General features: G+C 56.5%; 19 protein-coding genes, 1 tRNA gene and 1 pseudogene. 15 read left to right on the top strand and 6 right to left on the bottom strand.

Annotation, left to right across the window (positions count from 1 at the left end; translation table 11 throughout):
- Window positions 1–116 precede the first annotated feature (116 nt).
- The 5 genes from rfbC (at window position 117) to ACN0SD_RS01685 (ending at window position 4,536) form a co-directional block, all read left to right on the top strand.
- Complete coding sequence (gene rfbC, locus ACN0SD_RS01705) at window positions 117–689, top strand: dTDP-4-dehydrorhamnose 3,5-epimerase (RefSeq protein WP_417806481.1); 573 nt, start codon at window positions 117–119, stop codon at window positions 687–689.
- Window positions 686–1,735: a dTDP-glucose 4,6-dehydratase gene (rfbB, locus tag ACN0SD_RS01700; protein ID WP_417806480.1), complete on the top strand. Its 1,050-nt coding sequence runs from the start codon at window positions 686–688 to the stop codon at window positions 1,733–1,735. The genes rfbC and rfbB overlap by 4 nt, the downstream gene beginning before the upstream one ends.
- Window positions 1,732–2,577 carry a dTDP-4-dehydrorhamnose reductase gene (rfbD, locus tag ACN0SD_RS01695; protein WP_417806479.1) on the top strand — a complete coding sequence of 282 codons (846 nt, stop codon included), beginning with the start codon at window positions 1,732–1,734 and terminating at the stop codon, window positions 2,575–2,577. Before rfbB ends, rfbD begins: the two co-directional genes overlap by 4 nt.
- Complete coding sequence (rfbA, locus tag ACN0SD_RS01690; RefSeq protein ID WP_417806478.1) at window positions 2,574–3,452, top strand: glucose-1-phosphate thymidylyltransferase RfbA; 879 nt, start codon at window positions 2,574–2,576, stop codon at window positions 3,450–3,452. The genes rfbD and rfbA overlap by 4 nt, the downstream gene beginning before the upstream one ends.
- Window positions 3,453–3,537: 85 nt before the next feature.
- Window positions 3,538–4,536, top strand: a complete 999-nt coding sequence (locus ACN0SD_RS01685) for a glycosyltransferase (RefSeq protein WP_417806477.1) — start codon at window positions 3,538–3,540, stop codon at window positions 4,534–4,536.
- A gap of 63 nt (window positions 4,537–4,599) precedes the next feature.
- On the opposite strand, the gene ACN0SD_RS01680 is transcribed toward ACN0SD_RS01685, so the two are convergent.
- The gene (locus ACN0SD_RS01680) at window positions 4,600–5,352 is read right to left on the bottom strand and encodes an ABC transporter permease (protein WP_417806476.1); all 753 of its coding nucleotides are present in this window, start codon (window positions 5,350–5,352) and stop codon (window positions 4,600–4,602) included.
- A gap of 307 nt (window positions 5,353–5,659) precedes the next feature.
- On the opposite strand from ACN0SD_RS01680, the gene ACN0SD_RS01675 reads away from it, so the two are divergent.
- The 4 genes and pseudogenes from ACN0SD_RS01675 (at window position 5,660) to glf (ending at window position 11,514) form a co-directional block, all read left to right on the top strand.
- Window positions 5,660–6,766 carry a sugar transporter gene (locus ACN0SD_RS01675; protein WP_417806475.1) on the top strand — a complete coding sequence of 369 codons (1,107 nt, stop codon included), beginning with the start codon at window positions 5,660–5,662 and terminating at the stop codon, window positions 6,764–6,766.
- 7 nt (window positions 6,767–6,773) lie between these two features.
- Window positions 6,774–7,431 (top strand): annotated as a pseudogene (locus ACN0SD_RS01670) (ABC transporter ATP-binding protein).
- 143 nt (window positions 7,432–7,574) lie between these two features.
- Window positions 7,575–10,259, top strand: a complete 2,685-nt coding sequence (locus tag ACN0SD_RS01665; RefSeq protein ID WP_417806474.1) for a calcium-binding protein — start codon at window positions 7,575–7,577, stop codon at window positions 10,257–10,259.
- Window positions 10,260–10,377: 118 nt separating this feature from the next.
- On the top strand, window positions 10,378–11,514 hold the full coding sequence (gene glf / locus ACN0SD_RS01660; RefSeq protein ID WP_417806473.1) for a UDP-galactopyranose mutase: 1,137 nt from the start codon (window positions 10,378–10,380) through the stop codon (window positions 11,512–11,514).
- A gap of 72 nt (window positions 11,515–11,586) precedes the next feature.
- Here glf and fcl read toward each other — a convergent pair whose 3' ends face one another.
- Window positions 11,587–12,564, bottom strand: coding sequence for a GDP-L-fucose synthase (gene fcl / locus ACN0SD_RS01655; RefSeq protein ID WP_417806472.1), 978 nt, complete (start codon window positions 12,562–12,564; stop codon window positions 11,587–11,589).
- A 57-nt stretch (window positions 12,565–12,621) separates the two neighbouring features.
- Complete coding sequence (gene gmd / locus ACN0SD_RS01650; RefSeq protein ID WP_417806471.1) at window positions 12,622–13,740, bottom strand: GDP-mannose 4,6-dehydratase; 1,119 nt, start codon at window positions 13,738–13,740, stop codon at window positions 12,622–12,624.
- A 354-nt stretch (window positions 13,741–14,094) separates the two neighbouring features.
- Between gmd and ACN0SD_RS01645 the strand changes: the two genes are divergently transcribed.
- Window positions 14,095–15,516 carry a mannose-1-phosphate guanylyltransferase/mannose-6-phosphate isomerase gene (locus tag ACN0SD_RS01645; protein ID WP_417806470.1) on the top strand — a complete coding sequence of 474 codons (1,422 nt, stop codon included), beginning with the start codon at window positions 14,095–14,097 and terminating at the stop codon, window positions 15,514–15,516.
- A gap of 50 nt (window positions 15,517–15,566) precedes the next feature.
- A complete protein-coding gene (locus tag ACN0SD_RS01640; RefSeq protein ID WP_417806469.1) occupies window positions 15,567–16,976 on the top strand; it encodes a phosphomannomutase in 1,410 nt (469 codons plus the stop codon).
- A gap of 36 nt (window positions 16,977–17,012) precedes the next feature.
- On the opposite strand, the gene ACN0SD_RS01635 is transcribed toward ACN0SD_RS01640, so the two are convergent.
- Window positions 17,013–18,611 (bottom strand): glycosyl transferase, encoded by a 1,599-nt coding sequence (locus tag ACN0SD_RS01635; protein WP_417806468.1) that lies wholly within the window; start codon window positions 18,609–18,611, stop codon window positions 17,013–17,015.
- A 231-nt stretch (window positions 18,612–18,842) separates the two neighbouring features.
- Window positions 18,843–19,964: a hypothetical protein gene (locus ACN0SD_RS01630; protein ID WP_417806467.1), complete on the bottom strand. Its 1,122-nt coding sequence runs from the start codon at window positions 19,962–19,964 to the stop codon at window positions 18,843–18,845.
- A 389-nt stretch (window positions 19,965–20,353) separates the two neighbouring features.
- Here ACN0SD_RS01630 and ACN0SD_RS01625 point away from each other — a divergent pair, with 389 nt between their 5' ends.
- The 4 genes from ACN0SD_RS01625 (at window position 20,354) to ACN0SD_RS01610 (ending at window position 23,783) form a co-directional block, all read left to right on the top strand.
- Window positions 20,354–21,673 carry a UDP-glucose dehydrogenase family protein gene (locus ACN0SD_RS01625; RefSeq protein WP_417806466.1) on the top strand — a complete coding sequence of 440 codons (1,320 nt, stop codon included), beginning with the start codon at window positions 20,354–20,356 and terminating at the stop codon, window positions 21,671–21,673.
- Window positions 21,674–21,818: 145 nt separating this feature from the next.
- Entirely contained in the window at window positions 21,819–23,144 is a 1,326-nt protein-coding gene (locus ACN0SD_RS01620; protein WP_417806465.1) for a DUF2793 domain-containing protein, read from the top strand.
- Between the two features lie 10 nt (window positions 23,145–23,154).
- On the top strand, window positions 23,155–23,469 hold the full coding sequence (locus tag ACN0SD_RS01615; RefSeq protein WP_417806464.1) for a hypothetical protein: 315 nt from the start codon (window positions 23,155–23,157) through the stop codon (window positions 23,467–23,469).
- Window positions 23,466–23,783: a hypothetical protein gene (locus tag ACN0SD_RS01610; RefSeq protein WP_417806463.1), complete on the top strand. Its 318-nt coding sequence runs from the start codon at window positions 23,466–23,468 to the stop codon at window positions 23,781–23,783. The genes ACN0SD_RS01615 and ACN0SD_RS01610 overlap by 4 nt, the downstream gene beginning before the upstream one ends.
- Before the next feature lie 599 nt (window positions 23,784–24,382).
- On the opposite strand, the gene ACN0SD_RS01605 is transcribed toward ACN0SD_RS01610, so the two are convergent.
- A tRNA-Lys gene (locus ACN0SD_RS01605) sits at window positions 24,383–24,458 on the bottom strand.
- Window positions 24,459–24,520: the final 62 nt, after the last annotated feature.

Genomic DNA, 24,520 nt, shown 5'->3' with positions numbered 1-24,520 from the left:
AATGTTATCGAGACTTCGGCCCCTCTGCGGCGACCCCAATGCGTTTCCACACTGGCAATCCGATCCATTCTAGACCATTTTGCCGATTGAAAGATCCAACGCAATGAGAGCCCCGCGTGCTTATAGAACAAACGCCCCTCGTCGGCGTCCTGATCATAACCCCCAAACGCTTTGGCGATAGCCGTGGATTTTTCTGCGAAAGCTTTAGCGCAAAAGCGTTCGCGCAAAACCAGCTCAATTTTGATTTCGTGCAAGACAATCACTCGCTGTCCCAGGCGAACGGTACGATTCGCGGCCTACACTTTCAATCGCCTCCCCACGCGCAAGACAAATTAGTGCGCTGCGGCAGAGGGCGGCTTTGGGATGTCGCGGTCGACATTCGCAAGGGGAGCCCGACGTATGGTCAGTGGTTCGGGACCGAACTTAGCTTTGAGAATGGGCGGCAACTGCTGATTCCGGCGGGCTTCGCACATGGCTTTGTGACGCATGAGCCGGATACCGAAATCATCTATAAATGCACGGATTACTATGCGCCCGAGACTGAGGGCGCGATACGGTGGGATGATCCAAATCTGGCGATTGACTGGGGTCTTCCCGAGGGGATTGCGCCAGCACTTTCGGCAAAAGATGCTGAGGCGGCTAGCTTCACTGATCTCGACAGCCCATTCTTTTGGGAGAGCCGCGAATGAGAATCTTGGTTACCGGAGGCGCAGGGTTTATCGGATCAGCAGTCGTGCGTCTGGCCATCTCGCGCGGGCATGACGTCGTCAATCTAGACGCTCTGACCTATGCCGCTTGCCTTGCAAACGTTGCCAGCGTGTCAAACAGTGCGCATTACGCCTTTGAACAGGTCGATATTCGCGACCGTGCCGCGCTTGATCCGGTGTTTGATCGTCATCAGCCCGACGCGGTGATGCATTTGGCGGCGGAAAGCCATGTCGATCGATCAATCGACGGACCGGGCGATTTTATCGAGACGAACATCACCGGCACTTACAACATGCTGGAGGCGGCGCGGCGCTATTGGGCGGCGCAAGGCAAGCCCGCATCGTTCCGTTTTCATCATATTTCAACCGATGAAGTGTTCGGCTCTCTCCCGAATGACCCAAGCGTTAAATTCACGGAAACCACGTCCTATGATCCGCGCTCGCCCTATTCGGCCTCAAAGGCGAGTTCCGACCATCTGGTGCGTGCATGGCACGAGACATACGGACTGCCGGTTGTTCTAAGCAATTGCTCGAATAATTACGGGCCATTTCACTTTCCGGAAAAACTGATTCCGGTAGTCATTCTGAAGGCTTTGGCGGGCAATCCGCTGCCGATCTATGGCGATGGTTCGAACATTCGCGACTGGTTATATGTCGAGGATCATGCCGATGCGCTGCTGCTGGTGCTCGAAAAAGGTGCGCCGGGGCGCAGCTACAATATCGGCGGCGAAAATGAACGCAGTAACCTTGAGTTGGTTAAAACGCTGTGCGCAATCCTTGATGAGAAAAGGCCGAACTCGCAGGGCTCTTATAGCGACCAGATCACTTTTGTCACCGACCGGCCCGGCCATGATGCGCGCTACGCGATTGACCCCAGCCGTATTCGCAACGAGTTGGGTTGGCGCCCTAGCGTGACCGTCGAACAAGGGCTTGCGAAAACCGTGCAATGGTATCTCGACAATGAAGATTGGTGGCGTGCGCTGCAAACCCGCTCCGGCGTCGGTGAGCGGCTTGGGGTGAAGACATGATCCTCGTTTTCGGCAAGACCGGTCAGGTCGCAACCGAGTTACGGCGACAAGGCGAGGTCACCGCACTGGGCCGTGACGCGGCGGATCTAAGCAATCCGGCGGCCTGCGCCAAAGTGATCGAGGAAAGTAACGCGACTTGCGTCATCAACGCCGCGGCCTACACAGCTGTAGACCGTGCGGAAGAAGAGGAATCCTTGGCCACCGTGATCAACGGCGATGCACCTGCGGCCATGGCGCGGGCTTGCGCCGCCAAGGGAATTGCGTTTCTGCATCTCTCGACCGATTACGTGTTTGATGGGACGGGCGATGCCCCTTGGAAGCCTGATGATCCGGTTGCGCCACTCAACGCCTATGGCCGGTCAAAATTGGCGGGCGAAAAGGGCATCGCGCTGGCGGGTGGGCGCTCTGCGATCTTGCGCACAAGCTGGGTGGTGTCGTCTCACGGCAATAATTTCGTAAAAACGATGCTGCGGCTGTCGCAAACCCGCGATGCACTGGCCATTGTCGATGACCAAATTGGCGGGCCGACACCTGCCGCTGACATCGCCGCCACATTGCTGCGCATTGCGGCGCCGCTGGGTGTAGGCCAGAGCGGCGGAGTTTATCACTACGGCGGCATGCCTTGGGTGAGTTGGAAAGACTTTGCGACCGAAATTTTTGTGCAAGCCCACCGCGACATCACCGTCACCGGTATCCCCGGTGCACAATACCCGACACCCGCTGCGCGACCGCATAACTCGCGGCTGGACTGTTCACGCCTCACGCAGGATTTCGGGATTGAACCACCAGACTGGAAAACCGGGCTGGCACATATTCTAAGCGATCTGGAGGCGGCGCAATGACCCAACGCAAAGGCATCATTCTGGCCGGCGGCACCGGGACGCGACTGTACCCGATCACCATCGGCGTGTCCAAGCAACTGCTGCCGATCTATGACAAACCGATGATCTATTATCCGCTGACCACGCTTATGCTATCGGGCATCCGCGAGATCGCGATTATCACGACTCCAGTCGATCAAGACCAGTTCAAACGCACGCTGGGCGATGGCAGCCAGTGGGGCATCTCGCTGGAATATATCATGCAGCCCGCGCCGGACGGGCTTGCGCAGGCCTATATTCTGGCCGAGGATTTTCTGGATGGCGCGCCCTCGGCGATGGTGCTGGGTGACAACATCTTTTTCGGTCATGGTTTGCCGATTTTGCTGGAGGAGGCAGATCGCGCGGCGGCCGGGGGTACGGTTTTCGGCTATCATGTGGCCGATCCCGAACGCTACGGCGTGGTGGATTTTGATGCTAACGGCCAAGTGCGCGCGATTGTCGAAAAGCCTGCGAAACCGCCTTCGAACTACGCGGTCACTGGACTATATTTCCTTGATGAAACAGCGCCCGAACGGGCCCGTGACGTGACCCCATCGGCGCGCGGCGAACTTGAAATCGCGTCGCTGCTTGAGATGTATCTCACGGATGGTGCGTTGTCGGTCAAGCAAATGGGGCGCGGCTACGCTTGGCTGGATACCGGTACCCACGCGAGCTTGCTCGACGCCGGGAATTTCGTGCGCACACTTGAGCAACGCCAAGGCTTGCAAAGCGGTAGCCCCGATGAAATCGCCTTTGCCAATGGTTGGATCAATGCGGACGCTTTGGCAGAACGCGCTAATCAGTTCGGGAAAAACAGCTACGGGGCTTATCTGAAACGTCTGATTTCCGAAGCGTAAAGTCTTTTGCCATCACTCACGCGATAGAAAACCAAGCGGCGCCGACCCGCGCTACGGGACGAGCACACAAAGGAACGGCGTTTTGATGCAGAACGGCGACATCACTGACAGCCAACATCGCGCGGCGAACCGTTTGGTTGCGGTGGTAGTGACCTATAATCGCTTGGCTCAGCTCAAGGCGACGATGTCGCGCTTGCTTGAAAACACAGCCGAAGACCTGCAAGCGGTGATCGTGTTCAACAATGCCTCAAACGATGGTACTGCGGATTGGCTGGCCTCGCTGTGTGATCCGAGATTGGTGATCGAATGCAGTGAAACCAACCTTGGCGGTGCCGGGGGGTTCGCGGGCGGCATGGCGATCGCGCGGGATCGCTTTGATCCCGACTGGATGGTCGTTATGGATGATGATGCCCGCCCCGAATCCGGCGCTTTGGCGGCATTTCACGCGCGTGATTTAGGGCAGTGGGATGCGCTGGCGGCGGCGGTTTATTTCCCTGATGGCCGGATCTGTGAGATGAACCGGCCTTCGCGCAATCCGTTCTCAAACGGTCGGGCATTTTGGCGCACGCTACTGCAAGGGCGCGACGGTTTTCGCATAACGCCCGACGCTTACGATTCAGATCACGCGTTGAAAATCGACGTGACCTCATTCGTTGGTTTCTTCATTTCACGCAACGGCTTGGCCTTGGCCGGGCTGCCCGATCCGGGGCTGTTTCTATACGGCGATGATGGGCTTTATACACTTGGGCTATCGAAAAAGGGGGGCAGGATAGCCTTTGCGCCTGATATCCGGTTTGAACATGACTGCCAGACGTTTGCCAACTCGCAGCGAGGCCGATTTCACCCGATGTGGAAGGTCTATTACTACCATCGCAACCTGCTGTTGCTGTATCGCATGGCTGCGGGTTGGATGTTTTTGCCAGTGCTCTTGGTGATCGTTCCGAAATGGCTGTTGAAGGCGCGCTTCCATCAAGGCGAGCGGCTGCTTTTCCTCGCGCTGATCGGTCGCGCGCTGCGCGACGGCATCTTGCGACGTACCGATATCGCTCATAAAACCGTTTTGGCTTGGGCAAGTAAGCGTTGAGCCCCCTTTCAAACAGGTCAGTGTGTCGCCCTTCAAGAGGGACATGCAATCACACGCGATCCGTCACGATGTCAGGATTTGCCGATGATATCGACCAAGCAGCACAACCCCGAAGAACAACATGACCAGAGAGACCCCGACCACATATGGGATGGACACATAATCGGCATCATAGCTGGGATAGAAGCCCTGACGCATCAGACCGGTGATGTGCATTAACGGATTGTACCACAGAATATCTTGCGCCATTTTTGGAAGCGCGTCGTAGAGAAAAAACACTCCCGAGGCGAGGAACAAGGGCCGGGTGAGAATTGACCAGATCTGGTCCCATACGTGCACCAGCCCCATTAGCGCGCAATTCAGAGTGCCCACCGCTAAGCCTAAAAGTAGCGCCAGCGCCATCGCCTCCAAGATTGGCACCAGGTTCAGCGTGACTGGGTCAGCTTGTAAGGACAAGATCGCGCCCAAAATTATGTACGATACGAGAACCTGTGTCAGACTGTTGAGTAACAGGCGGGCCACGATCGCATCCACCCAGGTAACGACCGGGTAAGATAGTAGTGCCCCTGAAAACCGAAGGGATCGCGCGATGAGGTTTGAAAGCGTCTGAAAGGACCCGAACGGCACAAAGCCAGTCGCAAAGAACAAGACGAAGCTATTGCCGATAGGCGGAGATCGCAGAACGAACGAAAACGCTACGGTCAAGATCAAGATGGCGCCAAGAGGCTCGATAATTGCCCAAACGTATCCTCCGGGTGATCGGCCGTAGCGCGTTGACATTTCCCGCAGTATAAGAGCTGTCACGGTGCGCGCCATGCGAAACCTTTGCGACACTCCGCGTCCGGGTGGTGCAGGCGGGCGAATAGGGACGGATGTCAATGAGAGGCGCCTTTGTATTGGTGATCTCGAAATCTATTATGTTAGTCTTGGACACGATTGCAAACCACGTTCTTGAGGTAGGAATTTGACAGGCGAAAATAATAAAGACGCGGTCCCGGCGCAAAAGCCGACGGCACGCCAGCCTCAGGGCCAAAAGCAGGCAGCCAACAAGCAAAAAGGAAAACCGCAGGGCACACGCGCCCAGAAACCTGTCGAGACGCGGCCACTGGCGCGAGCGGCGCGCATGCGCAAACGCCACTGGGGCGTTTTGACCAGCTTCATTGCAATCGTTTTAGTCCCGCTTTTTGTTGTCGCGATCTATTTGTGGGCCGTAGCAGATGATCGCTATGGCTCAACGACTGGGTTCTCGGTGCGCCAGTCCGATGAAACAAGTTCCTCGGATATTTTGGGTGGCTTGACGCAGTTTACCGGTGGCTCCTCTTCGCCCGATAGCGATGTTCTGTATCAGTTCATCCGTAGCCAGAATTTGGCGCTTGCGGTCGACAAAAAGCTCCATCTACGCACCTATTTTTCATCCCATTGGAAAAGTGATCCAGCCTATGCGTTGTGGCCCGATGCGACCGCTGAGGATTTGCATTGGTACTGGGGGCGTGTCGTGCGCGTTACCTACAATCAAAGTAGTGGATTGCTGCAAATTGATGTGCACACTTTCACGCCCGACATGGCCCAGAAAATCGCGCAAGAAATCGTCGACGAAAGTACGAAAATGGTCAACGGGCTCAACGATCTCGCCCGAGCAGATGCCATTCGCTATGCCGATAGCGACCTTGAAAAGGCGCAAGAGCAGCTTCGCGAGGCGCGCGAAAAACTAACCGAGTTTCGGACCCGCACGCAGATTGTCGATCTGCAATCAGACATCCAAGGTCGAATGGGGGTGACGAACAACCTCCAGCAGCAACTCGCCCAGGAACTCGTCGCGCTTGACCAATTGGCCGCCTCGACAAGCGCTGACGACCCGCGCGTCACTCAGGCCAAACGTCGCATTCAGGCCATTCGCGAACGCATCGCGACGGAACGCAAAAATCTAGCGACGACGATCGTGCCTGGAACGGGCAAGGATTACCCCGCCCTGATGTCCGAGTTTGAGGGCCTGACCGTCGACCAAGAGTTCGCTGAAAAGGTCTACCGCGCTGCTCTGACCGCGCGCGATTCCGCCTATGACAGCGCGCAACGTCAGACCCGATATCTGGCGACTTACATCACGCCGACCTTGGCGGACTCTCCAGAATATCCGCAACGCGCCATGATTTTTGGTCTTGCGGCGCTGTTCTTGCTGCTGAGCTGGGGGATCATCGTTTTGATCTACTATTCGATCCGCGATCGGGGTTAGGGGTGTCATGATCCGGTTCGAGAACCTCTCAAAAAGGCTTTTGGGTTGCTGGTGAGCGCAAGACCGTGATCGACAACCTTAACCTTACCTTGCCCACGGGGAAATCGCTGGGGCTATTGGGCTGCAATGGCGCGGGGAAATCGACCCTGATCCAGATCATCGCCGGCATCTTGCCACCCGATTCCGGTCGTGTCGTCTCGGATGGGTCGATTTCTTGGCCGGTAGCCTTTGGCGGTTCGTTCCACCCCGAACTGACGGGCGCGCAAAATGTGCGTTTCGTGGCACGGATCTACGGAGTCGACACTGACAGCCTGGTAGATTTCGTCGAAGATTTCGCGGAGCTGGGCAAACACTTCAAGATGCCGGTGCGCACCTATTCTTCCGGGATGAAATCACGGCTCACCTTTGGCACGTCGATGGGAATCCGGTTCGATACCTATCTTGTCGATGAGGTGACAGCCGTCGGCGATGCTCGGTTTCGCAATAAAAGCCGCCTTGTTTTCCGCGACCGGATGCAAGCGAGTAGCTCGATTATGGTGACGCATAATATGCGAGAGATGCGCGATTTTTGCGATGCAGGGATCATACTTGACGGCGGCAAGCTGTATTATTTCGACGATCTCAACGAGGCAATTGATGAGCACGAAGCCCTAATGCGCGCGTGACAGGCACGCCGAACGCGTCCGGTTTGCAATAACTTCTTTTCAAATTTGGGCCGTTCTCCACAGTTTCGCCCGATTGCGCCCCCCAAAGCCCCACAGCCCAGCGCCAGACCTGTTTTGGGGTAAGCGATTATGGGTGACTAGAGATGCTGAGTCTCGAATTCCGTTCTCTAATAGGGGCGTCTTGGGGCGATCTTGCGGTCGACATTCGCTCGATGCAGGTTCTTGATGCTGCGGGCGATCCGATCATTCTGGCGGTCAACGGCCCATCAGGCGGGGTGCTCAGCTTTTGTCTAAGCGCCGATTCAGACGATGCAGTTCTGATCGACAGCGTCGTCTATAACACGTCGATGTCTTATGCTGTCACAGGCGGCTCGACCGTGATTAAGGTAGAAAGCGGGTCAATAATCGCGGTCTTGGGCGGCACGTCTCAGGATGGCACATTTGGTTTTTCCGTCCAATCCAATGGCCAGATCGGGTCATCGACTAAGGTGGGTCTGCCCGAAGCAGATGGCCTGACGGGCCCCGTAATTGCCGTCGCGCAAAGCGGTTTCGTCTATGCAATGAACGCCGCAGACAAGCTGCAATGCTTCGCCCCCGATGGAGCGGGCGGCTATCAGGCGGGTGCGTCTTATGGCGACACTGGCGATCTTTATCTGCAAAATCCGGTCGCCATGGCGACCGTGCAACTCGCCGGAAAGGAGTTCCTGTTAACGCTTTCGGGCACCGAACAAGGCGTCAGTGCATTCTCCATTTCGCAAAGTACTGGCGCGCTGACCACCACAGGCTCTCTTGGCGTGGCCTCCGGTCTTGGACTTCTCAGCGACCCGACCGCCATGGAAGCTGTCGAAGTGGATGGGCATCGCTACATTCTTGTCACAAGCTCTGCTGACACGGGCGAGGGCGGCGCGCTTACCGCACTTGAGTTGCACAATGACGGATCACTAAGCGTAACCGACCACTTGATCGACACGCTCGACACCCGCTTTGGCCGCACGCAAAGCATGACAGCCACGCAGATTGGGGACTGGACATATATCGTCGCCGGAGGCGGGGACGCGGGCCTCAGCCTGTTCACGCTAGCCTCGAACGGCCAGTTGATTCACCTCGATAGCCTTGCGGATACGTTAGATTCCGGGCTTGAAAACATCTCGGCGCTTACGACAGTCAGTTCCGGTGATCAGCTCGATATTCTAGTCAGCTCGGACAAGACGTCGGGGCTAAGCCGGCTCACAGTGTCGCTCGCCAATCAGGGGGCCGTGCTGTCAACGGATAGTGGCCGTCTGGACGGCACTAGCAAGGACGACATGCTCATCGGCGGAACGGGCAACAGCGATTTGCGCGGCGGCGCTGGCGCGGATATTTTGATCGACGGCTGGGGCCAAGATAGCCTGAGCGGCGGCGCTGGAGCAGATTTTTTCGTTCTGAATGCCGATGATAAACGCGATGTGATCACCGATTTCGATGCGTCGATCGATCATCTCGATCTGACCGCAATCCCGATGCTGTATGATACCAGCCGCCTTAGCGTTACCGAAACATCATGGGGCGCGGTCCTTACCTTTCGCGGTGGTGAAGAGACCGAAATTCGCAGTGCTGATGGTAAAACCCTGACCGCAGATCGGATCTTTCAATCCATCGACTGGAACGCAAACCGCCCGCCAATGGTGCTTACGAGTGGCGAAGATGACAGCACGCCCGACGATGTCGTTCCCGATGACTTAGGCAATACCGATACAAACGTGCCTGGCGGCCTACATGGCGGGTCGCAAAACGATACGCTGATCGGGGGAGACGACGCAGATAGCATCTACGGATCGGGTGGCGATGATTGGCTTGAGGGTCAGAATGGGCGTGACCTCATTTTCGGAGAGGAGGGCAACGACTGGATGCATGGGGGCGCGCACAATGACACTATGCTTGGCGGCAATGGCGATGACTCAATCTATGGTGCGTTTGGAAATGACAGCCTTGAAGGAGAGAACGGCAACGATTCAATCGCAGGTGGCGGTGGTAAAGATTGGCTGAATGGTGGGGCACAGAACGACACTCTGTTTGGAAACGGTGGAGCCGACACGATCTACGGTGAAGATGGGAATGACCGGCTGGATGGCGGATACGGAACAGACAGCATGTTCGGCGGCGCTGGAAATGACTGGATGCACGGTGGTGGCAAAAGCGACACTCTGGTGGGGGGAAATGGCAATGACACACTGTATGGCGCATATGGCTTTGACACGCTGGATGGTGGCGACGGACATGACAGCATGCTCGGCGGAAGCGGAGAAGACAGTCTGGCGGGCGGCGGTGGAAATGATTGGATGCATGGCGGTGCGAGAAGCGACGCCCTGTTAGGGGGGGATGGTGATGACACACTGTATGGCGCGTTTGGCTATGACACATTGGATGGCGGAAACGGAGACGATGTCATTTCTGGCGGCGGCGGCAATGACTTCATCAATGGCGGCTCAGGCAATGACGAACTGTTTGGCAACGCCGGAAGAGACGCCATGTTCGGCGGCGGCGGGGACGACGTCCTATCTGGTGGCGGCGGGAAAGATTGGCTTGAAGGCGGGAGCGGCTATGATCTTTTGACTGGCGGACTTGATTCTGACGGATTCGCGTTTGATGCTCTTTCAGATCGAAACGAAATCACCGATTTTATACCGGGCGTTGACTATCTTGTGCTTGATATCAGCGAGAAAAGCTTTGATGCACTTGCAATGACCAACTCCTCCCAAGGCGTCTGGCTGGAATGGCATGGCGGCGAGGTGTTGCTGCAAGGGCTGTCGGTCGATGACATTAGCTCAAGTGACGTCATCATAGTTTAGTGTATCGCCGTCATCCATGCGCCGCTTCGGGAGCCGGCGCGCCAAGCGGTATCCTCATATTGATTTTTCGCGGGCTTTATGGAAAAACACGCTAAGGTTGTGTTTTGAAAGTCAACGTATGAACATCTTGCTCGTCGGGGCTGGTCTCTCCGGTGCTGTCATTGGTCGCAAGCTGGCAGAGGCGGGTCATTCGGTTACGATCGTTGACAGTCGCCCGCATATCGCAGGCAATTGCCATACGGAACGCGATGCGCAGACCGGGGTGATGGTGCATATCTACGGCCCGCATATCTTCCACACCGATGATGAAGCGGTCTGGGACTACGTCAATTCCTTCGAAACCTTCATGCCTTATAAGAACTGCGTTAAAACAACCTCGGGCGGGCAGGTTTTTTCGCTGCCGATCAACCTGCATACGATCAACCAGTTCTATAATCGCACGATGCGCCCGGATGAGGCGCGCGCCTTCATCGAGGATCAGGCCGATACCAGCATCGCCGAGCCGCAGAATTTCGAGGAGCAGGCGATGCGTTTCGTCGGCGGCGCTCTGTATGAGGCGTTCTTCAAAGGCTACACGATCAAGCAATGGGGCGTCTCGCCCACCGAATTGCCCGCCGCGATCCTCAAGCGCCTGCCGGTGCGTTTCAACTATGACGACAACTATTTCTTCCATCGTTTCCAAGGCATGCCCGAGAATGGCTACACCGAGATGGTCGCGCGCATCCTCGATCATCCCGCCATCACCGTACATCTGAACACTCGGTTCACCCGCGAGATGGTGGGCGACTATGACCACGTCTTCTATTCCGGCCCGCTCGATGGCTATTTTGACTATGAACTGGGTCGGCTTGGCTATCGCACGCTCGATTTCGAACGCTTCACCTATGAGGGCGATTATCAGGGCTGCGCAGTGATGAACTACGGCGAAGAAGCGGTGCCCTTCACCCGCATCACCGAGCACAAGCATTTCTCGCCTTGGGAAAACCATGAGGGGTCGGTTTGCTACCGCGAGTTCTCGCGCGCCTGCGAACCAGACGATATCCCCTATTACCCGATCCGGCAGGTGAAAGAAAAAGCGTTGTTGGCCGAATATGTCGCACTGGCCGAGCAAACCTCGGGCGTCACCTTCGTCGGGCGTCTGGGCACCTACCGCTATCTCGACATGGACGTGACTATCCGCGAGGCGCTTGATACCGCCGATGCGTTCTTGGCCAAAGGGACCGATCTGCCCGCCTTCGCGACTTCGCCTTTGTAAGAAACCAAGCCGCGCAAAGGACGCGCATCGACTAAAATAGGTGAGCGTCTTGTTGTGATCGTCGAGGCCGAATTACTTCGTGCGCAGTGTCGCCAGATCTTGCGCCAAGAACCATTTGTAAGTCTCGCGGATACCCTCTTGCAGGCCGATCTTCGCCGTCCAGCCAAGGCGGGCGAGTCGCGAAACATCCAACAGTTTGCGCGGTGTTCCGTCGGGTTTAGAGGCGTCAAAACGGATCTTGCCAGTATAGCCAGTCACATCCGCCACCGTCTCTGCCAGTTCGCGAATTGTGACATCGCTGCCCGAACCGACGTTAATATGGCTCAGCATCGGTTGCGTTTCGCGCTGATAAATCGCCGGGTCAAGGCCCAGCACGAACAGCGACGCTTCGGCCATATCATCCACATGCAGAAATTCGCGCATCGGCTTGCCCGACCCCCAGACGACAACCTCATCAGCCCCATCGCGCGCCGCAGCGTGAAACCGTTGAATCAGCGCGGGCAGAACATGGCTATTTTCGGGATGAAAATTATCCCCCGGCCCATATAGGTTCGTCGGCATGACCGAGCGGTAATCCGTGCCGTATTGCCGATTATAGCTTTCGCAAAGCTTGATCCCGGCGATTTTTGCAATCGCGTAAGGTTCGTTGGTGGGCTCAAGTGTCCCCGTCAGTAGCGCATCTTCCGACATCGGCTGCGCGGCCAGTTTTGGGTAGATGCAAGACGAGCCGAGCTGCAGCAATCGCCTGACCCCGGCGGCATAGGCTTGATGGATCACGTTGCATTCGATCATCAGATTTTCATAGATGAACTGCGCTGGATAGCTATTATTGGCGACAATTCCGCCAACCTTTGCCGCGGCCAAGATCACCTGATCTGGCTTTTCGCGTTGCATGAAATCACGCACAGCAGCCTGATCCGTCAGATCCAAAGCGCGCGACGTGCGGGTGATCAGATCAAGGTCCTCGCCAGCGGCCTTGCGCGCCTCAAGCTGGCGCAAAATGGCGCCCCCTACCATGCCGCGATGGCCTGCTATGTATATTTTACTCATGGCCTTGGCATCCTGATTTTGGGGTGGCGATTTGCCCCCCGTTCAAATGCGTCTCACTCACTCCAGGCTGACGGGAAGTTCCAGCCCATGCGCCTTGAGCAAAGCATAGCGCCGCGCGATTTTGAAATCTTCGGCAATCATCTCGGCACACATCTCTTGCGCGGTGATCTCTGGCACCCAGCCAAGTTTTTGTTTGGCTTTCGCGGGGTTGCCCAGCAGCGTTTCAACCTCGGCCGGGCGGAAGTAGCGCGGGTCGATCCGCATGACGACATCACCGACACTCAACGCGGGCGCTTTATCGCCCTCAATCTTGGAAACGGTTGCGATCTCGTCAACTCCGCTCCCCGAGAACTCCAGCGTCAGGCCCAGTTCCGCTGCGCTCCACTGAATGAACTCGCGCACCGAATATTGTTTGCCCGTCGCGATCACGTAATCCTCGGGTTCGTCTTGTTGCAGCATCATCCACTGCATGCGCACGTAATCCTTGGCATGACCCCAATCGCGCAATGAGTCGATGTTACCCATATACAGGCACGGCTCCAGCCCTTGCGAGATATTGGTCAGGCCACGTGTAATCTTGCGCGTCACAAAGGTTTCGCCACGACGCGGGGACTCGTGGTTGAACAAGATCCCGTTGCAAGCATACATCCCGTAAGCTTCACGATAGTTCACTGCGATCCAATAGGCGTACATCTTGGCGACCGCATAGGGAGAGCGCGGGTGAAACGGCGTATTCTCGGTCTGCGGTGTCTCCCTTACCAGCCCGAAAAGCTCAGAAGTCGAGGCCTGATAGAACCGGCATTTCTGTTCGAGCCCCAAGAACCGGATCGCCTCAAGCAAACGCAACGTTCCGATCGCATCCACATCTGCGGTATACTCCGGCGCTTCGAAACTGACCGCGACATGGGATTGAGCCCCGAGGTTATAGACTTCGTCCGGCTCGACCTCTCGCAAGATCCGTGTCAGATTCAGGGTGTCGCTAAGATCGCCGTAGTGCAGCTTCAGGTTTTCTTTTCCCGAATGGGGGTCTTCGTAGATGTGATCAATGCGCTGGGTGTTAAACAGCGAGGCGCGGCGCTTGATGCCGTGAACCTCATATCCTTTTTCCAAAAGAAGTTCGGCAAGATACGACCCGTCCTGCCCCGTGATCCCCGTGATAAGCGCCCTCTTGGTCATCCTACAGTTCCCCAACTGTGTGCCCGCCAATGTGGCGGATCAGGGTTCGCAGACCCTGCCACCCTCCTTCATTTCAAGTTTCCGTCCATATTTATAGTTAACCGTATTAACAAGATCAGAAGTTCTCGGGCATTTGTCCAAAACACGCTTAAGACGCCTTCATCTGGATGCTTTTCGGCAAGACCCATGTGTTCTTCATGATTGCATTGTCAAAACCGCGTTGCCTGAAAAGTCGTAAGCCCTGAAATCTTAGTAAGATTCGGCCTCTAAAATGCGTGTCGGGGAATAGGCCTTGAAAAACTCGCCAAATTCATGGGTAATCATTGGGAAATAACCCAACGGAAAGGCCGAACCATGATCACGCCTGTCATTCTTTGCGGTGGATCTGGCACGCGTCTTTGGCCATTGTCGCGCAAGTCTTACCCCAAACAATTCGTGCCTCTCGTTGGCGAAAACACGCTATTCCAAGCATCGGCGTTGCGGCTTTGTGATGCGGGGTTTGCGCCCCCTTTGGTGCTCACGAATTCGGATTTCCGCTTCATTGTCGCAGAACAGCTGACTGAGATTGGCATTGATCCCGGCGCAATCCTGATTGAACCCGAGGGGCGCAACACGGCGCCCGCAGTGCTTGCCGCAGCCCTTTGGCTGGAGAAAAGCGACCCTGATGGCTTGATGCTTGTCGCGCCCTCCGATCACGTTGTTCCCGACATCGAGGCCTTTCGCGCGGCCACCCTTGCCGGGGCCGAGGCGGCGCGCGCCGGGCAGTTGGTAACGTTCGGCATCAAGCCAACCCATCCCGAGACCGGCTATGGCTATCTGGAACTGGCCGAGGATCCGCTAGATTTCTCGGCCCAACCCTTGGCGCTGCGGCGCTTTGTCGAAAAACCCGATGCGGCGCGTGCCGAGGAAATGCTGCAGGCAGGAAGGTATCTTTGGAATGCCGGGATTTTCCTGTTCTCGGTGAAAACAATCCTTGCCGCATTCCGCGCCCATGCCCCGGACTTAATCGGGCCGGTGCAGGCGGCGGTTGATCAGGGCAAACCCGATTTGGGCTTTCTCCGCCTTGCCCCCGATCCGTGGGCCAAGGCCAACGATATTTCGATTGATTACGCGGTGATGGAAAAGGCCGACAACCTGTCCGTCGTGCCCTTCGCCGCTGGCTGGAGCGATCTTGGCGGCTGGGACGCTGTCTGGCGCGAGGGCAATCCTGATGCGCGCGGCGTCGTCACGTCCGATCATGCGACGGCTTTGGATTGCGACAACAGTTTACTGCGCTCTGAAGATGGGGCGCTAGAGGTGGTCGGGATCGGGTTGCAAAACATCATCGCGATTGCGATGCCCGATGCTGTTCTTGTCGCGGATATGTCGCGCGCCCAAGACGTCAAACTGGCCGTCGCCGCGCTGAAAGAAAAGCACGCACTGCAAGCCACCACTTTCCCCAAAGACCATCGTCCGTGGGGTTGGTTTGAAAGCCTCGTGATCGGTGACCGTTTTCAGGTTAAGCGGATCGTGGTGCATCCGGGCGGCGCGCTTTCGTTGCAATCGCATCATCACCGATCCGAGCATTGGATCGTCGTCGAAGGCACCGCAAAGGTGAGTGTGAACGACGATGTAAAGCTCGTCACCGAAAACCAATCCGTTTACATTCCGCTTGGGGCGGTTCACCGGATGGAAAACCCGGGCAAAGTGCCTATGGTTTTGATCGAGGTGCAAACCGGGTCTTATCTGGGCGAAGACGACATTATTCGCTACGAGGATGTTTACGCACGGGACTGATCCCCAAGCTGCGCCCGCGACCAGATACGCAAAATTGAGTGGAGACAAAGATGGCACCCAAATTCGGAACCAGTGGGCTGCGCGGTCTTGTGGTTGAACTCACTCCCGATCTCGTGGGCGATTATTGTCGGGCATTTGTTGCGGCCTGCCCCACGGGAGACGCGGTGCATCTAGGGCGCGATCTGCGGCCCTCCTCGCCAGCGATTGCTCAAGCGGTGCGCGCGGCCTTGCGCGACGAGGGCATAAGCGTGATTGACTGCGGCGCGCTGCCGACCCCCGCGCTGGCGCTTTCAGCTATGGCCCAAGGTCATGCGGCGATCATGGTGACGGGCAGTCATATTCCCGCTGATCGCAACGGGCTGAAGTTTTATGTGCCATCAGGGGAAATTTCGAAGTCAGACGAGGTTGCGATCAACGGCCATCTGGGGCGCCCGCCAGCGCATGTGAGCGGCGGGTTCGCACACGAAGATGCGTCGGCAACGGCGGACTATCTGGCGCGCTACGTATTAGGTTTTGGCCCTGAAGCGCTGCGTGGTCTACGTATTGGGGTCTATCAACACAGCTCTGTCGCGCGTGATCTGATGGTTGCCGTCGTTGAGGATTTGGGCGGCGTCGCGATCCCGCTGGGGCGCTCGGGGACCTTTATTCCGGTAGATACCGAGGCGCTCGATGCGCAGACCCGCACCATGTTGGCAGGTTGGTGCGCAGATCACAGCCTGGATGCGATCATTTCTACCGATGGGGATGCGGACCGCCCGATGGTGGCCGATGCCAGTGGGCGCATTGTTGCGGGTGATGTGCTGGGGGCGCTTACCGCGCGCAACCTTGGCGCGGATATTATCTGCACGCCGGTGTCGTCAAACAGCATGATCTCTGAGATGCCCGAGTTTCGCGCCGTTCATCTCACGAAAATCGGCTCGCCCTTTGTTATCGACGCAATGGAGAAGGTGCGCGCCCAAACCCCTGACGCCCGGGTCGTTGGATATGAGGCCAATGGCGGCTTTCTTCTGGGATTTGAGGCGCAAGGCCGGGCGGGGCCGATTGCGCCGCTGATGACACGCGATTGCCTGCTGCCGATCCTTGCGCCGCTTGCGACCGCGCGCGCAACCGGTCGCACTTTGGCGTCTCTTGTCGCCAGCTTGCCGCAACGCTTTACCGCCGCAGATCGCATTGCAGGTGTCCCCAGCGAAATGTCGCGAAACTTTCTTGAGAAACTCGTCCAAGACCCCGCAGCGCGGCAGTCATTCTTCGACGAGGAAGCAGCCGAAACCCGACTGGATTTGACCGATGGTCTGCGCGTGCGTTTCGAGGATGGGACCATCGTGCATCTGCGACCCTCTGGAAATGCGCCTGAATTCCGGTGCTACGCAGAGGCGGACAAAGCTGACATCGCTCAAAAGCTTGTCGCGCGTCACCTTGCAAAACTGGGTGAAACACTGGGCTCGTCCAAGGCTGAATAGCCCTTGGCCTGCGAGCCTTTCTGACAGACGCCCCCATCAACGACCTTCCGGCGCGTCCAAGCCAAATTTTTTCAACCAGAAGCGCCACGACGTGAGATCGCCATAGCCCTTTTGCCATTGTGCTTTCAGGTCGCGATAGCGTCGCGCCAAAGCGATTTCGTTTTTGGTCATCCGCAACCCTTGGCACAAAGCGGCGCGCTTGGAATGGCGAACCGTAAAGCTCTGCGATCCGTCTGCGCTGATATAGGTAATACGCGCGGCGCCCCAAACCTCGTGGAGGGCTCCGCGCTGGCCGGATTTCAGCGTGATGTGATTTCCCCAAAAGCCAAAAAACGGCAACAGATGCCCGTTCAATGAGTATCTCATGAGCGCATGCCAGAACCGATTACTTCTAGGGTCAAAGCGCCGTTTTGATACGGGAGGATCGCCGATCAGTGGCGCCCATGTTTCGATCTTGCGCAGCTTTGCGATAACGGCGCGACGCTCTGTCATGTCGGCATTGGTGGCAAAGAACTTTGGTCCACGCAAGACGTCTTCGAGTGCGAGGTTAAGGGTCTTCAGGGAGTCGTAATGAAGTTGCATCATGCTGCGCGCAAAGAACCAGGCGGGTATGCGAAGGGTGCGCTTCAAACCGATATCCATCGACGGTAGGGCGAGGTGATGGATCAGATGGCTGCGTAGGTCGAGATACAGGGTCTGAAGCGACTCTTTGTCAGAAAAATCGGCATCTTGGAAACAGATAACACCAGGAAGCGTGACGAAGTTAAATCGGTTTGCGAGCGAAAAACTTACATCGTCGCCGCGCACGAAAAACGGAAAGGGCTTGTGAGCCGCGGATGCAATCGGGAAAGCGAAGAACCACCAACCACCGTAGAAATTGTATGGTTTTGGCAGTGTCGAACCGGTTTCCATCGCCAGCACCTTTAAGAAATCTCGAAGATCCGTTCCCTGCCATTGCGGACGGCAACTGCTATCGAAAATCGCGCCGCTTTCCCATAAGGCCCAGCGCTTATTGGCCATGGCAATTGAACCGACAATTGCGGTGCTCTCGTCTTGCGCATGGGCGAGAAACGCCCAGACCCGTTCCATCGCGCCCATGTGAACCGCAGCGTCGTCGTCCATGAACAGGCAGTGTGTGGCGCCGCGTGCCTCGGCCTCGTAAAGGCCGCGAGCAAAACCACCCGACCCGCCAAGGTTATCATTGTCGATGGGCGAGACATGTGCGGAAGGTTTGATATTCGCGCTGCGCCCATTATCCACCACCAAGAGATGAAACCGAGAGGCGAGCGCCGTTTTCTTCATGAAGCTCTCGAACCGGGCCACACTGGCCTGCACCGCCGTCTCACGTTTGAAGGTTGTGATGGACAGCGTCAGACTGGGATTTCGCAACGGTGGATCATTGGTTTCCCAGACTGCATCACTCACATCGCCTTCGCCCAGAGATTTTAGGGCAAAGTGGACCACACCCAATTGGCCGCGTAGCACGAAGGGCGAAAGATCCAACTGGAAAGGGCGATCTTTTGCGAGATGGACGATCTTTTTGAAAATGTAACGCGATGAGTGTTCCGAGTCGGACTGAAAGACGGTTAACTTGAACTGACCTTGTCCTTCGACCCTGAGCCCCAGCGTTTTCAAGCCACATTCGCGGCGCCACTTGCCAAGGCTAAGTAGATTGGCTGCGGTGCTGAAATCGGCAACGCCATCGGGACCGAAAGTCAGACTTTGCGTCGCTCTGCAATAGGTTACCGGCCCGTGAAGCTTTACGTATAAGTCGCGCTCCGTCGAGACACCCAACTCGGGCCATAAAAGCGCTTGCACCGGAAAAATGGGCCTAACTACCACTGCTGCGCGACCTTTTCAGCAATCTCACGGTCTGAACGCATTGCACAATCCGGCAACAAATTCGCCAATTTCAGCGTGCTCCATGTGAGCGAAAAGGTCGGGCGACATCTGATCAAGCAATTGCCGCAATGCCTCTTTCTCGGGGATCGGACGACAACGGCTCATGCCATCGAGATCCGTAAAAAACATCGTCCGGCCAGAGATTTCAGACAGCCAGTCATGGATCGCAAGGAATCGCTCTAGAAGTCGATCCCGAGAGGGTTGACCAAGGAGTTCAACCTCACTTGATCCGGCAAGCGTAAATTCCTCGACAAGATGGGGGAGCACCTGCGCCAATTCTCGCGCGGCGGGGGGGGGCAAATTCAGATTGGCTTCGCGCATCAATGTGAGGACCGCGGGCTTAAGACTAACATTCATCCGCGGGACGGATCGCAGTTTTTTGGGGAATCGAATTCCCGCATGCTTGACGAAATCTTTGACTGAGCCGCCCTCTGCCAAGGTTTCCGTATAGGGGCGCAGCACAATTTTTGCCTCGGGAATTTCGTCAAGCCAAGGCTTTAGAACACCGCGATAGTCGAAATGGAGCCAATTCAGATTCAATCCATTTTCAGGATCGCATAGCGGTGCGGGCGCCTGACCAAAGCGAATCTGCTGACCATGCCAAGAAACCAATTGCTCATCGGGGCGGCGCAAGGTGCACCAGATTGTTATTTCATCAGCACCCGCGAGACCGACCCCACGCAAACGCGAGATTTGCCCCTTCGCAACCTTGCCAAACTGGGACATGACTTCGGAGCAGAGCACGATATGATCGGGGCTGATCGCTTCGATTTGATTGTTCAAAGCAAGCAACATTTGACGCGAGTGCGGTAGGTCCGTGTGATAGGGCGGCACTTTCCAGCTTTCAACGGAATCTGCCAGCATCCGGAATGCTAGGGCGTTATGCGCCTCGCGAATATTGATCGGTAGCTCCTTTGGAAGATCAAGCCGACCGACGGCACTAGCAACAGCGAAAGCTGCACCTTGAGATTCAACCCACGGATACAAAATACCACCTTTGAGCAAGCTTGGGGCATTGCGGGACAGGAAGGCCTGTAGGGACGTTGTTCCGGTTTTATGATGCCCGATGTGGCAAATGGCTCTCATGGGGCGGTGTCCTGATTTGTCTCGCCGCGATCAGCGGCGTCCCAATTGTGGCCCAGAAAGCCTTAGAGCCTGCCTTATTCGCTCATACCGTTCACTCTTTACGGGATCAATAGAGCACGTGTTACTACTTTAGGGACGTGTGGGGCGTTCAGACCCAGAATCCTGTCTGGTCACGAGATGAGCAAAGCTGCGGTGCTGAACAAGTGCCAACACGTCAACGCTGATACGCCTAGGTAACACTATTGACGGTCTTTGCCTCGCCACAATCCGCCGGCTGCCTCTTGTGGATGATCGGGAAAAATGGACATCGTATAATCGGCGGTTATAAAACAGTCGTCCGGTTCGAAAACGCACCAGCGTTTCGCCAGCTTGAAAGACGAGGGATTGTTATGCGGATTGTTGTCATTGGAACCGGCTATGTCGGGCTTGTCTCTGGCGTGTGTTTCTCGGATTTCGGGCATGATGTGGTGTGTGTCGACAAAGATGCGCGCAAGATTGATATGCTGAATAGCGGAAAGGTGCCTATCTTTGAGCCCGGACTCGATCAGTTGATGATGCGCAACGTGGAGGCGGGACGTTTGCGATTCACGCTGGATCTGAACGAGGCGATGGAAGGAGCTGAGGCGGTGTTTATCGCTGTGGGCACTCCGACGCGGCGGGGCGATGGCCATGCGGATCTGACCTATGTGATGGCGGCGGCGCAAGAGGTGGCGAAGGCGGCCAAGGATTATATCGTTGTCGTGACGAAATCGACGGTGCCGGTTGGAACCAACCGCAAGGTTCGTGAGGTGATGACCGAGACCGCCCCCGAGTTGGATTTCGACGTCGCCTCAAACCCCGAATTTCTGCGCGAAGGTGCCGCGATTGACGATTTCATGAAGCCGGATCGTGTTGTTGTTGGTATTGAGACCGAGCGCGCAGCGAAGGTGATGGCGGACATATATCGCCCGCTTTATCTGCGTGAATTCCCGATTGTCGTGACGGATCTGGAATCTGCCGAGATGATCAAATACGCCGCGAACGCGTTTCTTGCGACAAAGATCACCTTCATCAATGAGATTGCCGCGCTGTGCGAAAAAGTCGGCGCGGATGTGAAACAGGTCTCTAAGGGGATGGGGCTGGACAACCGGATTGGCAAGAAGTTCCTGCATGCCGGACCGGGTTATGGTGGGTCGTGTTTCCCGAAAGATACCAAGGCACTGGCACGGATCGGTCAGGAAAATGCCTCGCCGATGATGATTACCGAGGCCGTGATCGCGATCAACGAACAGGTCAAGCGCCGGATGGTCGATAAGCTGCTGGAGCTGTGTGACGGATCGTTCAACGGCAAAACGATTGCGATCATGGGCGTGACGTTCAAGCCCAACACCGATGATATGCGCGATGCGCCAAGCTTGACTGTGGTGCCAGCGCTGCTGGGTGGCGGTGCGAAGGTGCGCGTTGTTGATCCCCAGGGGCGCCATGAAGGCGAGCATCTATTGCCCGGCGTCGAGTGGCTTGATGATCCTTATGCGGCAACCGAGCACAGTGATCTGATCGTGATCATGACAGAATGGAACGAGTTCCGCGCGCTTGATCTGACGCGTATCGCTGGCGGGATGAAGACGGCGCGCATGGCAGATTTGCGCAACGTGTATAGCGCGGAGGACGCGCGCAATGCGGGGTTCGAGGCGTATAGCTCAATCGGGCGCCCCGATATGGCGCGCTAAGTTAGGGTGTTTAGCGGCAAAACGCAGGGAAATCTTGCGTTATTGATTAAGGAACTGTGACCGCGACGGGCGGACGCCCCAGAGTTTGTTGAGAGATTTGCCTCATAAAGTGCTGAATTGTTAACAGTGCAAGAGGCCAACTCTCATGTCGGACAGTTCCGTACGTCTCGATCTGCCTTATATGCTGCCCAGTCAGGCGCAGAAACACGTCACCTATAACGAGGCGCTTCAGCGGCTCGATGTTTTGACGCAATTGGTGCTGGAGGCGCGGGGGGCGACGATCCCGCCAGCCGTGCCCGAGGCCGGGCCGATTCATGCCTTGGCCACCGTGCCGCAAGGTGATTGGGCTGGCAAAGGCGGGATGCTAGCGCAATGGACCGGCTTTGAGTGGCTTTTCATTGCGCCACAAGAGGGCTGGTACGCTTGGGATCTGAGCGCCGCTATTCAATGTATCTTTGTGGACGAGGAATGGCAGGAAATTGCCACGACACTGCAAAGCTTGGATGGACTGGGGATTGGTACCGATTGGGATACGACCAACCGGCTTGCGGTCGCATCCGAAGCCTCGTTGTTTACCCATGCCGGGGCGGGTCATCGGCTCAAGCTCAACAAGGCGAGCGAAACCGACACGGCCTCGCTGTTGTATCAGAGCGATTGGACCGGCCATGCAGAGATGGGGCTGTCGGGCGATAACGACTTTCACATCAAGGTGTCCGATGATGGAATGGCTTGGACCGAGGCATTGCGGATCAGCGCGCAAAGCGGTCAGCTTAGCGGGGCCGCAGTGCAAAGCGACGCAGCGGACGTGACAGTAGGGCGGCTGATGACCGTAGGGGCTTTCGGATTGGGCCAGACGGACGTGGGGTATAGTCCGGAAATTGCGGATATCGACGCGATCGATACTCCGGCCGGTCACTGGAATTTCTCCCCGTCGAGCGTCAACGTAGCCTCTCTCCCCTTCGCTGTGACCCATGGCCAAATCGACGTTCATCAGTTCGGCAATGGCTCCCTATTACAGATCGTTTGGAAAACCAGTGGCGTTGGGGGGCGATGGCATCGAGTTTGCGTCACAGGCACGTGGAGCACCTGGGCGCAAATTTACGACCAATCAAATGTCGTCGGCACCGTGTCTCAATTGAGCGGCACCCCGTCGGGCGCTGTGCTTGAACGGGGATCAAACGCGAATGGAAGATATGTCCGGTTTGCCGATGGCACTCAAATTTGCACCGCCACAATCGATCATGATTTTGCGCCGGGACTCAACGTGACGTATCCGATGCCCGCAGTTTTCGCGACACCTCCGTTCGGCTCTGCCTCTATTCGAGAGTTCAGCTCTGCTGCCGCCACGGCATGGTATGGCGGAAAAACAAACGCCTACGGGAGAAACGTTGACTCCTGGAACGTTCGCAATCCCATTCCACAAAGCGGAACCTTTTCGCTAGATTTATATGCAATTGGCCGTTGGTATTGAGGAGATCGACATGAAACTCACTTTATCCCCCCGCCGCGAAGACACGCCTTTGACACTGTCCTGCACAGGCGAAACGCTGACGTTCAACGGTCAAACGCTTGATTTATCGGCAATTCCAGACGGCGCAACCCTGCCTGCTGATGCCGTTGGGTCTGACTGGATCGTCGGGCCGATCAGCCGAAATGATGGCGAGTTGTGTCTGATCATTGCGCTGCCATGCGGGCCGAATGCGCCTGATGAAACCCGCTTTCCGCAGCCGATCATCGTCACTCAGGACGGACCGATTGTGCTGCCACCTTATCAGGATGAGGAGATCACCGCATGAGCATTAAAATGGATATGACCAAGCTGGTGACGGCTGACGCGAAGGCGACAGAAGCCAAGGCGATGCGGGCGCGTTCAATCAAGGACGCCTGTGCGACACGTATCGCGGGAATTCTTGACGCAAACACGATGGCCAATATTCAAAGCGCCGCGATCATCGGCGAGCTGAGCACCGAGCAAATGGAAGCATTCCGGCGCGCGCAGCAGTGGATTTCTGCGATGTTGAGCACGGCGCGACATGCGATTTCCGAGGGGATTGAGCCAGACTGGCCTGAGATTCCCGAGGGTTTGCGTGACCTCGTGGCCGAATTTTAGGGTCAGGGTTTCACACCTGTAAGATGCGGCATCCGCGATAGCTGCTATCGCGACAGCCCCGTGCTGAGTTACGCGAGCGCAGCTATCGCGGATGCCGGCATGCGCAGCCGGGCAGCAGGTCAATGAGCCTCATGGCCGACGAGTTGGCGGCGGTCAGCCAATCAGAATGCTGAACGTGTTGAATGGATTCATCGCGAGGGCTAGTCCATTGACGGTGTCTTCTTAATAGCCGCGGCACGGGGTATTCGTAGCCCCAACCAAATCATTGAGTGACAGACCAGGCTGCAAAGAATGCCGATGCCCGCTCCCCTCTGACGATGAGTGCCCTGTCAGACGGGAGCCCCACAACCGCACCTTCAAAGCGAAAGACGCGGTCAACATATCTCTGAAACCATTGAACCTTACGGCGATTGCCAACAGTTACCGTCAGAGACGAATCGTTCGCCCCTAAGCGCTACCCCGCCCTGCCGATTCGCCCGTTGCGAAATTGTAACGCCAGAATTGGCGCTCACGTGCTTTCGTATGGCTTTCGGAAACGGCGGGCGCGGTTGGCGTCGATAGCCAGACGTCGCGCTATCCTTTGTAAACAAAGGGAGTGATGGTGAGCCGTGTTGGGTTCGAACCAACGACCTACTGATTAAAAGTCAGTTGCTCTACCAACTGAGCTAACGGCCCATCACAGGGCGTTTCTCTATAAACCCCGGCCATGGGGGTCAAGGCCAAAAACTCTGAAAAAT

It is taken from the genome of Thioclava sp., from assembly GCF_048263065.1.
In the GTDB taxonomy this organism is placed as follows: domain Bacteria; phylum Pseudomonadota; class Alphaproteobacteria; order Rhodobacterales; family Rhodobacteraceae; genus Thioclava.
The sequence above is the reverse complement of the archived record's forward strand: the minus strand, read 5'-3'. Positions and strand labels throughout refer to the sequence as shown.

Bases quoted from the DNA above. Each gene is read 5' to 3' on its own strand.
- rfbA (WP_417806478.1), top strand. From the start codon at position 2,574: ATGACCCAACGCAAAGGCATCATTCTGGCCGGCGGCACCGGGACGCGA.
- ACN0SD_RS01625 (WP_417806466.1), top strand. From the start codon at position 20,354: ATGCGGATTGTTGTCATTGGAACCGGCTATGTCGGGCTTGTCTCTGGC.
- rfbD (WP_417806479.1), top strand. From the start codon at position 1,732: ATGATCCTCGTTTTCGGCAAGACCGGTCAGGTCGCAACCGAGTTACGG.
- gmd (WP_417806471.1), bottom strand. From the start codon at position 13,740: ATGACCAAGAGGGCGCTTATCACGGGGATCACGGGGCAGGACGGGTCG.
- ACN0SD_RS01620 (WP_417806465.1), top strand. From the start codon at position 21,819: ATGTCGGACAGTTCCGTACGTCTCGATCTGCCTTATATGCTGCCCAGT.
- ACN0SD_RS01665 (WP_417806474.1), top strand. From the start codon at position 7,575: ATGCTGAGTCTCGAATTCCGTTCTCTAATAGGGGCGTCTTGGGGCGAT.
- rfbB (WP_417806480.1), top strand. From the start codon at position 686: ATGAGAATCTTGGTTACCGGAGGCGCAGGGTTTATCGGATCAGCAGTC.
- glf (WP_417806473.1), top strand. From the start codon at position 10,378: ATGAACATCTTGCTCGTCGGGGCTGGTCTCTCCGGTGCTGTCATTGGT.
- ACN0SD_RS01640 (WP_417806469.1), top strand. From the start codon at position 15,567: ATGGCACCCAAATTCGGAACCAGTGGGCTGCGCGGTCTTGTGGTTGAA.
- ACN0SD_RS01685 (WP_417806477.1), top strand. From the start codon at position 3,538: ATGCAGAACGGCGACATCACTGACAGCCAACATCGCGCGGCGAACCGT.
- ACN0SD_RS01645 (WP_417806470.1), top strand. From the start codon at position 14,095: ATGATCACGCCTGTCATTCTTTGCGGTGGATCTGGCACGCGTCTTTGG.
- ACN0SD_RS01680 (WP_417806476.1), bottom strand. From the start codon at position 5,352: ATGGCGCGCACCGTGACAGCTCTTATACTGCGGGAAATGTCAACGCGC.
- ACN0SD_RS01675 (WP_417806475.1), top strand. From the start codon at position 5,660: ATGCGCAAACGCCACTGGGGCGTTTTGACCAGCTTCATTGCAATCGTT.
- ACN0SD_RS01615 (WP_417806464.1), top strand. From the start codon at position 23,155: ATGAAACTCACTTTATCCCCCCGCCGCGAAGACACGCCTTTGACACTG.
- ACN0SD_RS01630 (WP_417806467.1), bottom strand. From the start codon at position 19,964: ATGAGAGCCATTTGCCACATCGGGCATCATAAAACCGGAACAACGTCC.
- ACN0SD_RS01610 (WP_417806463.1), top strand. From the start codon at position 23,466: ATGAGCATTAAAATGGATATGACCAAGCTGGTGACGGCTGACGCGAAG.
- fcl (WP_417806472.1), bottom strand. From the start codon at position 12,564: ATGAGTAAAATATACATAGCAGGCCATCGCGGCATGGTAGGGGGCGCC.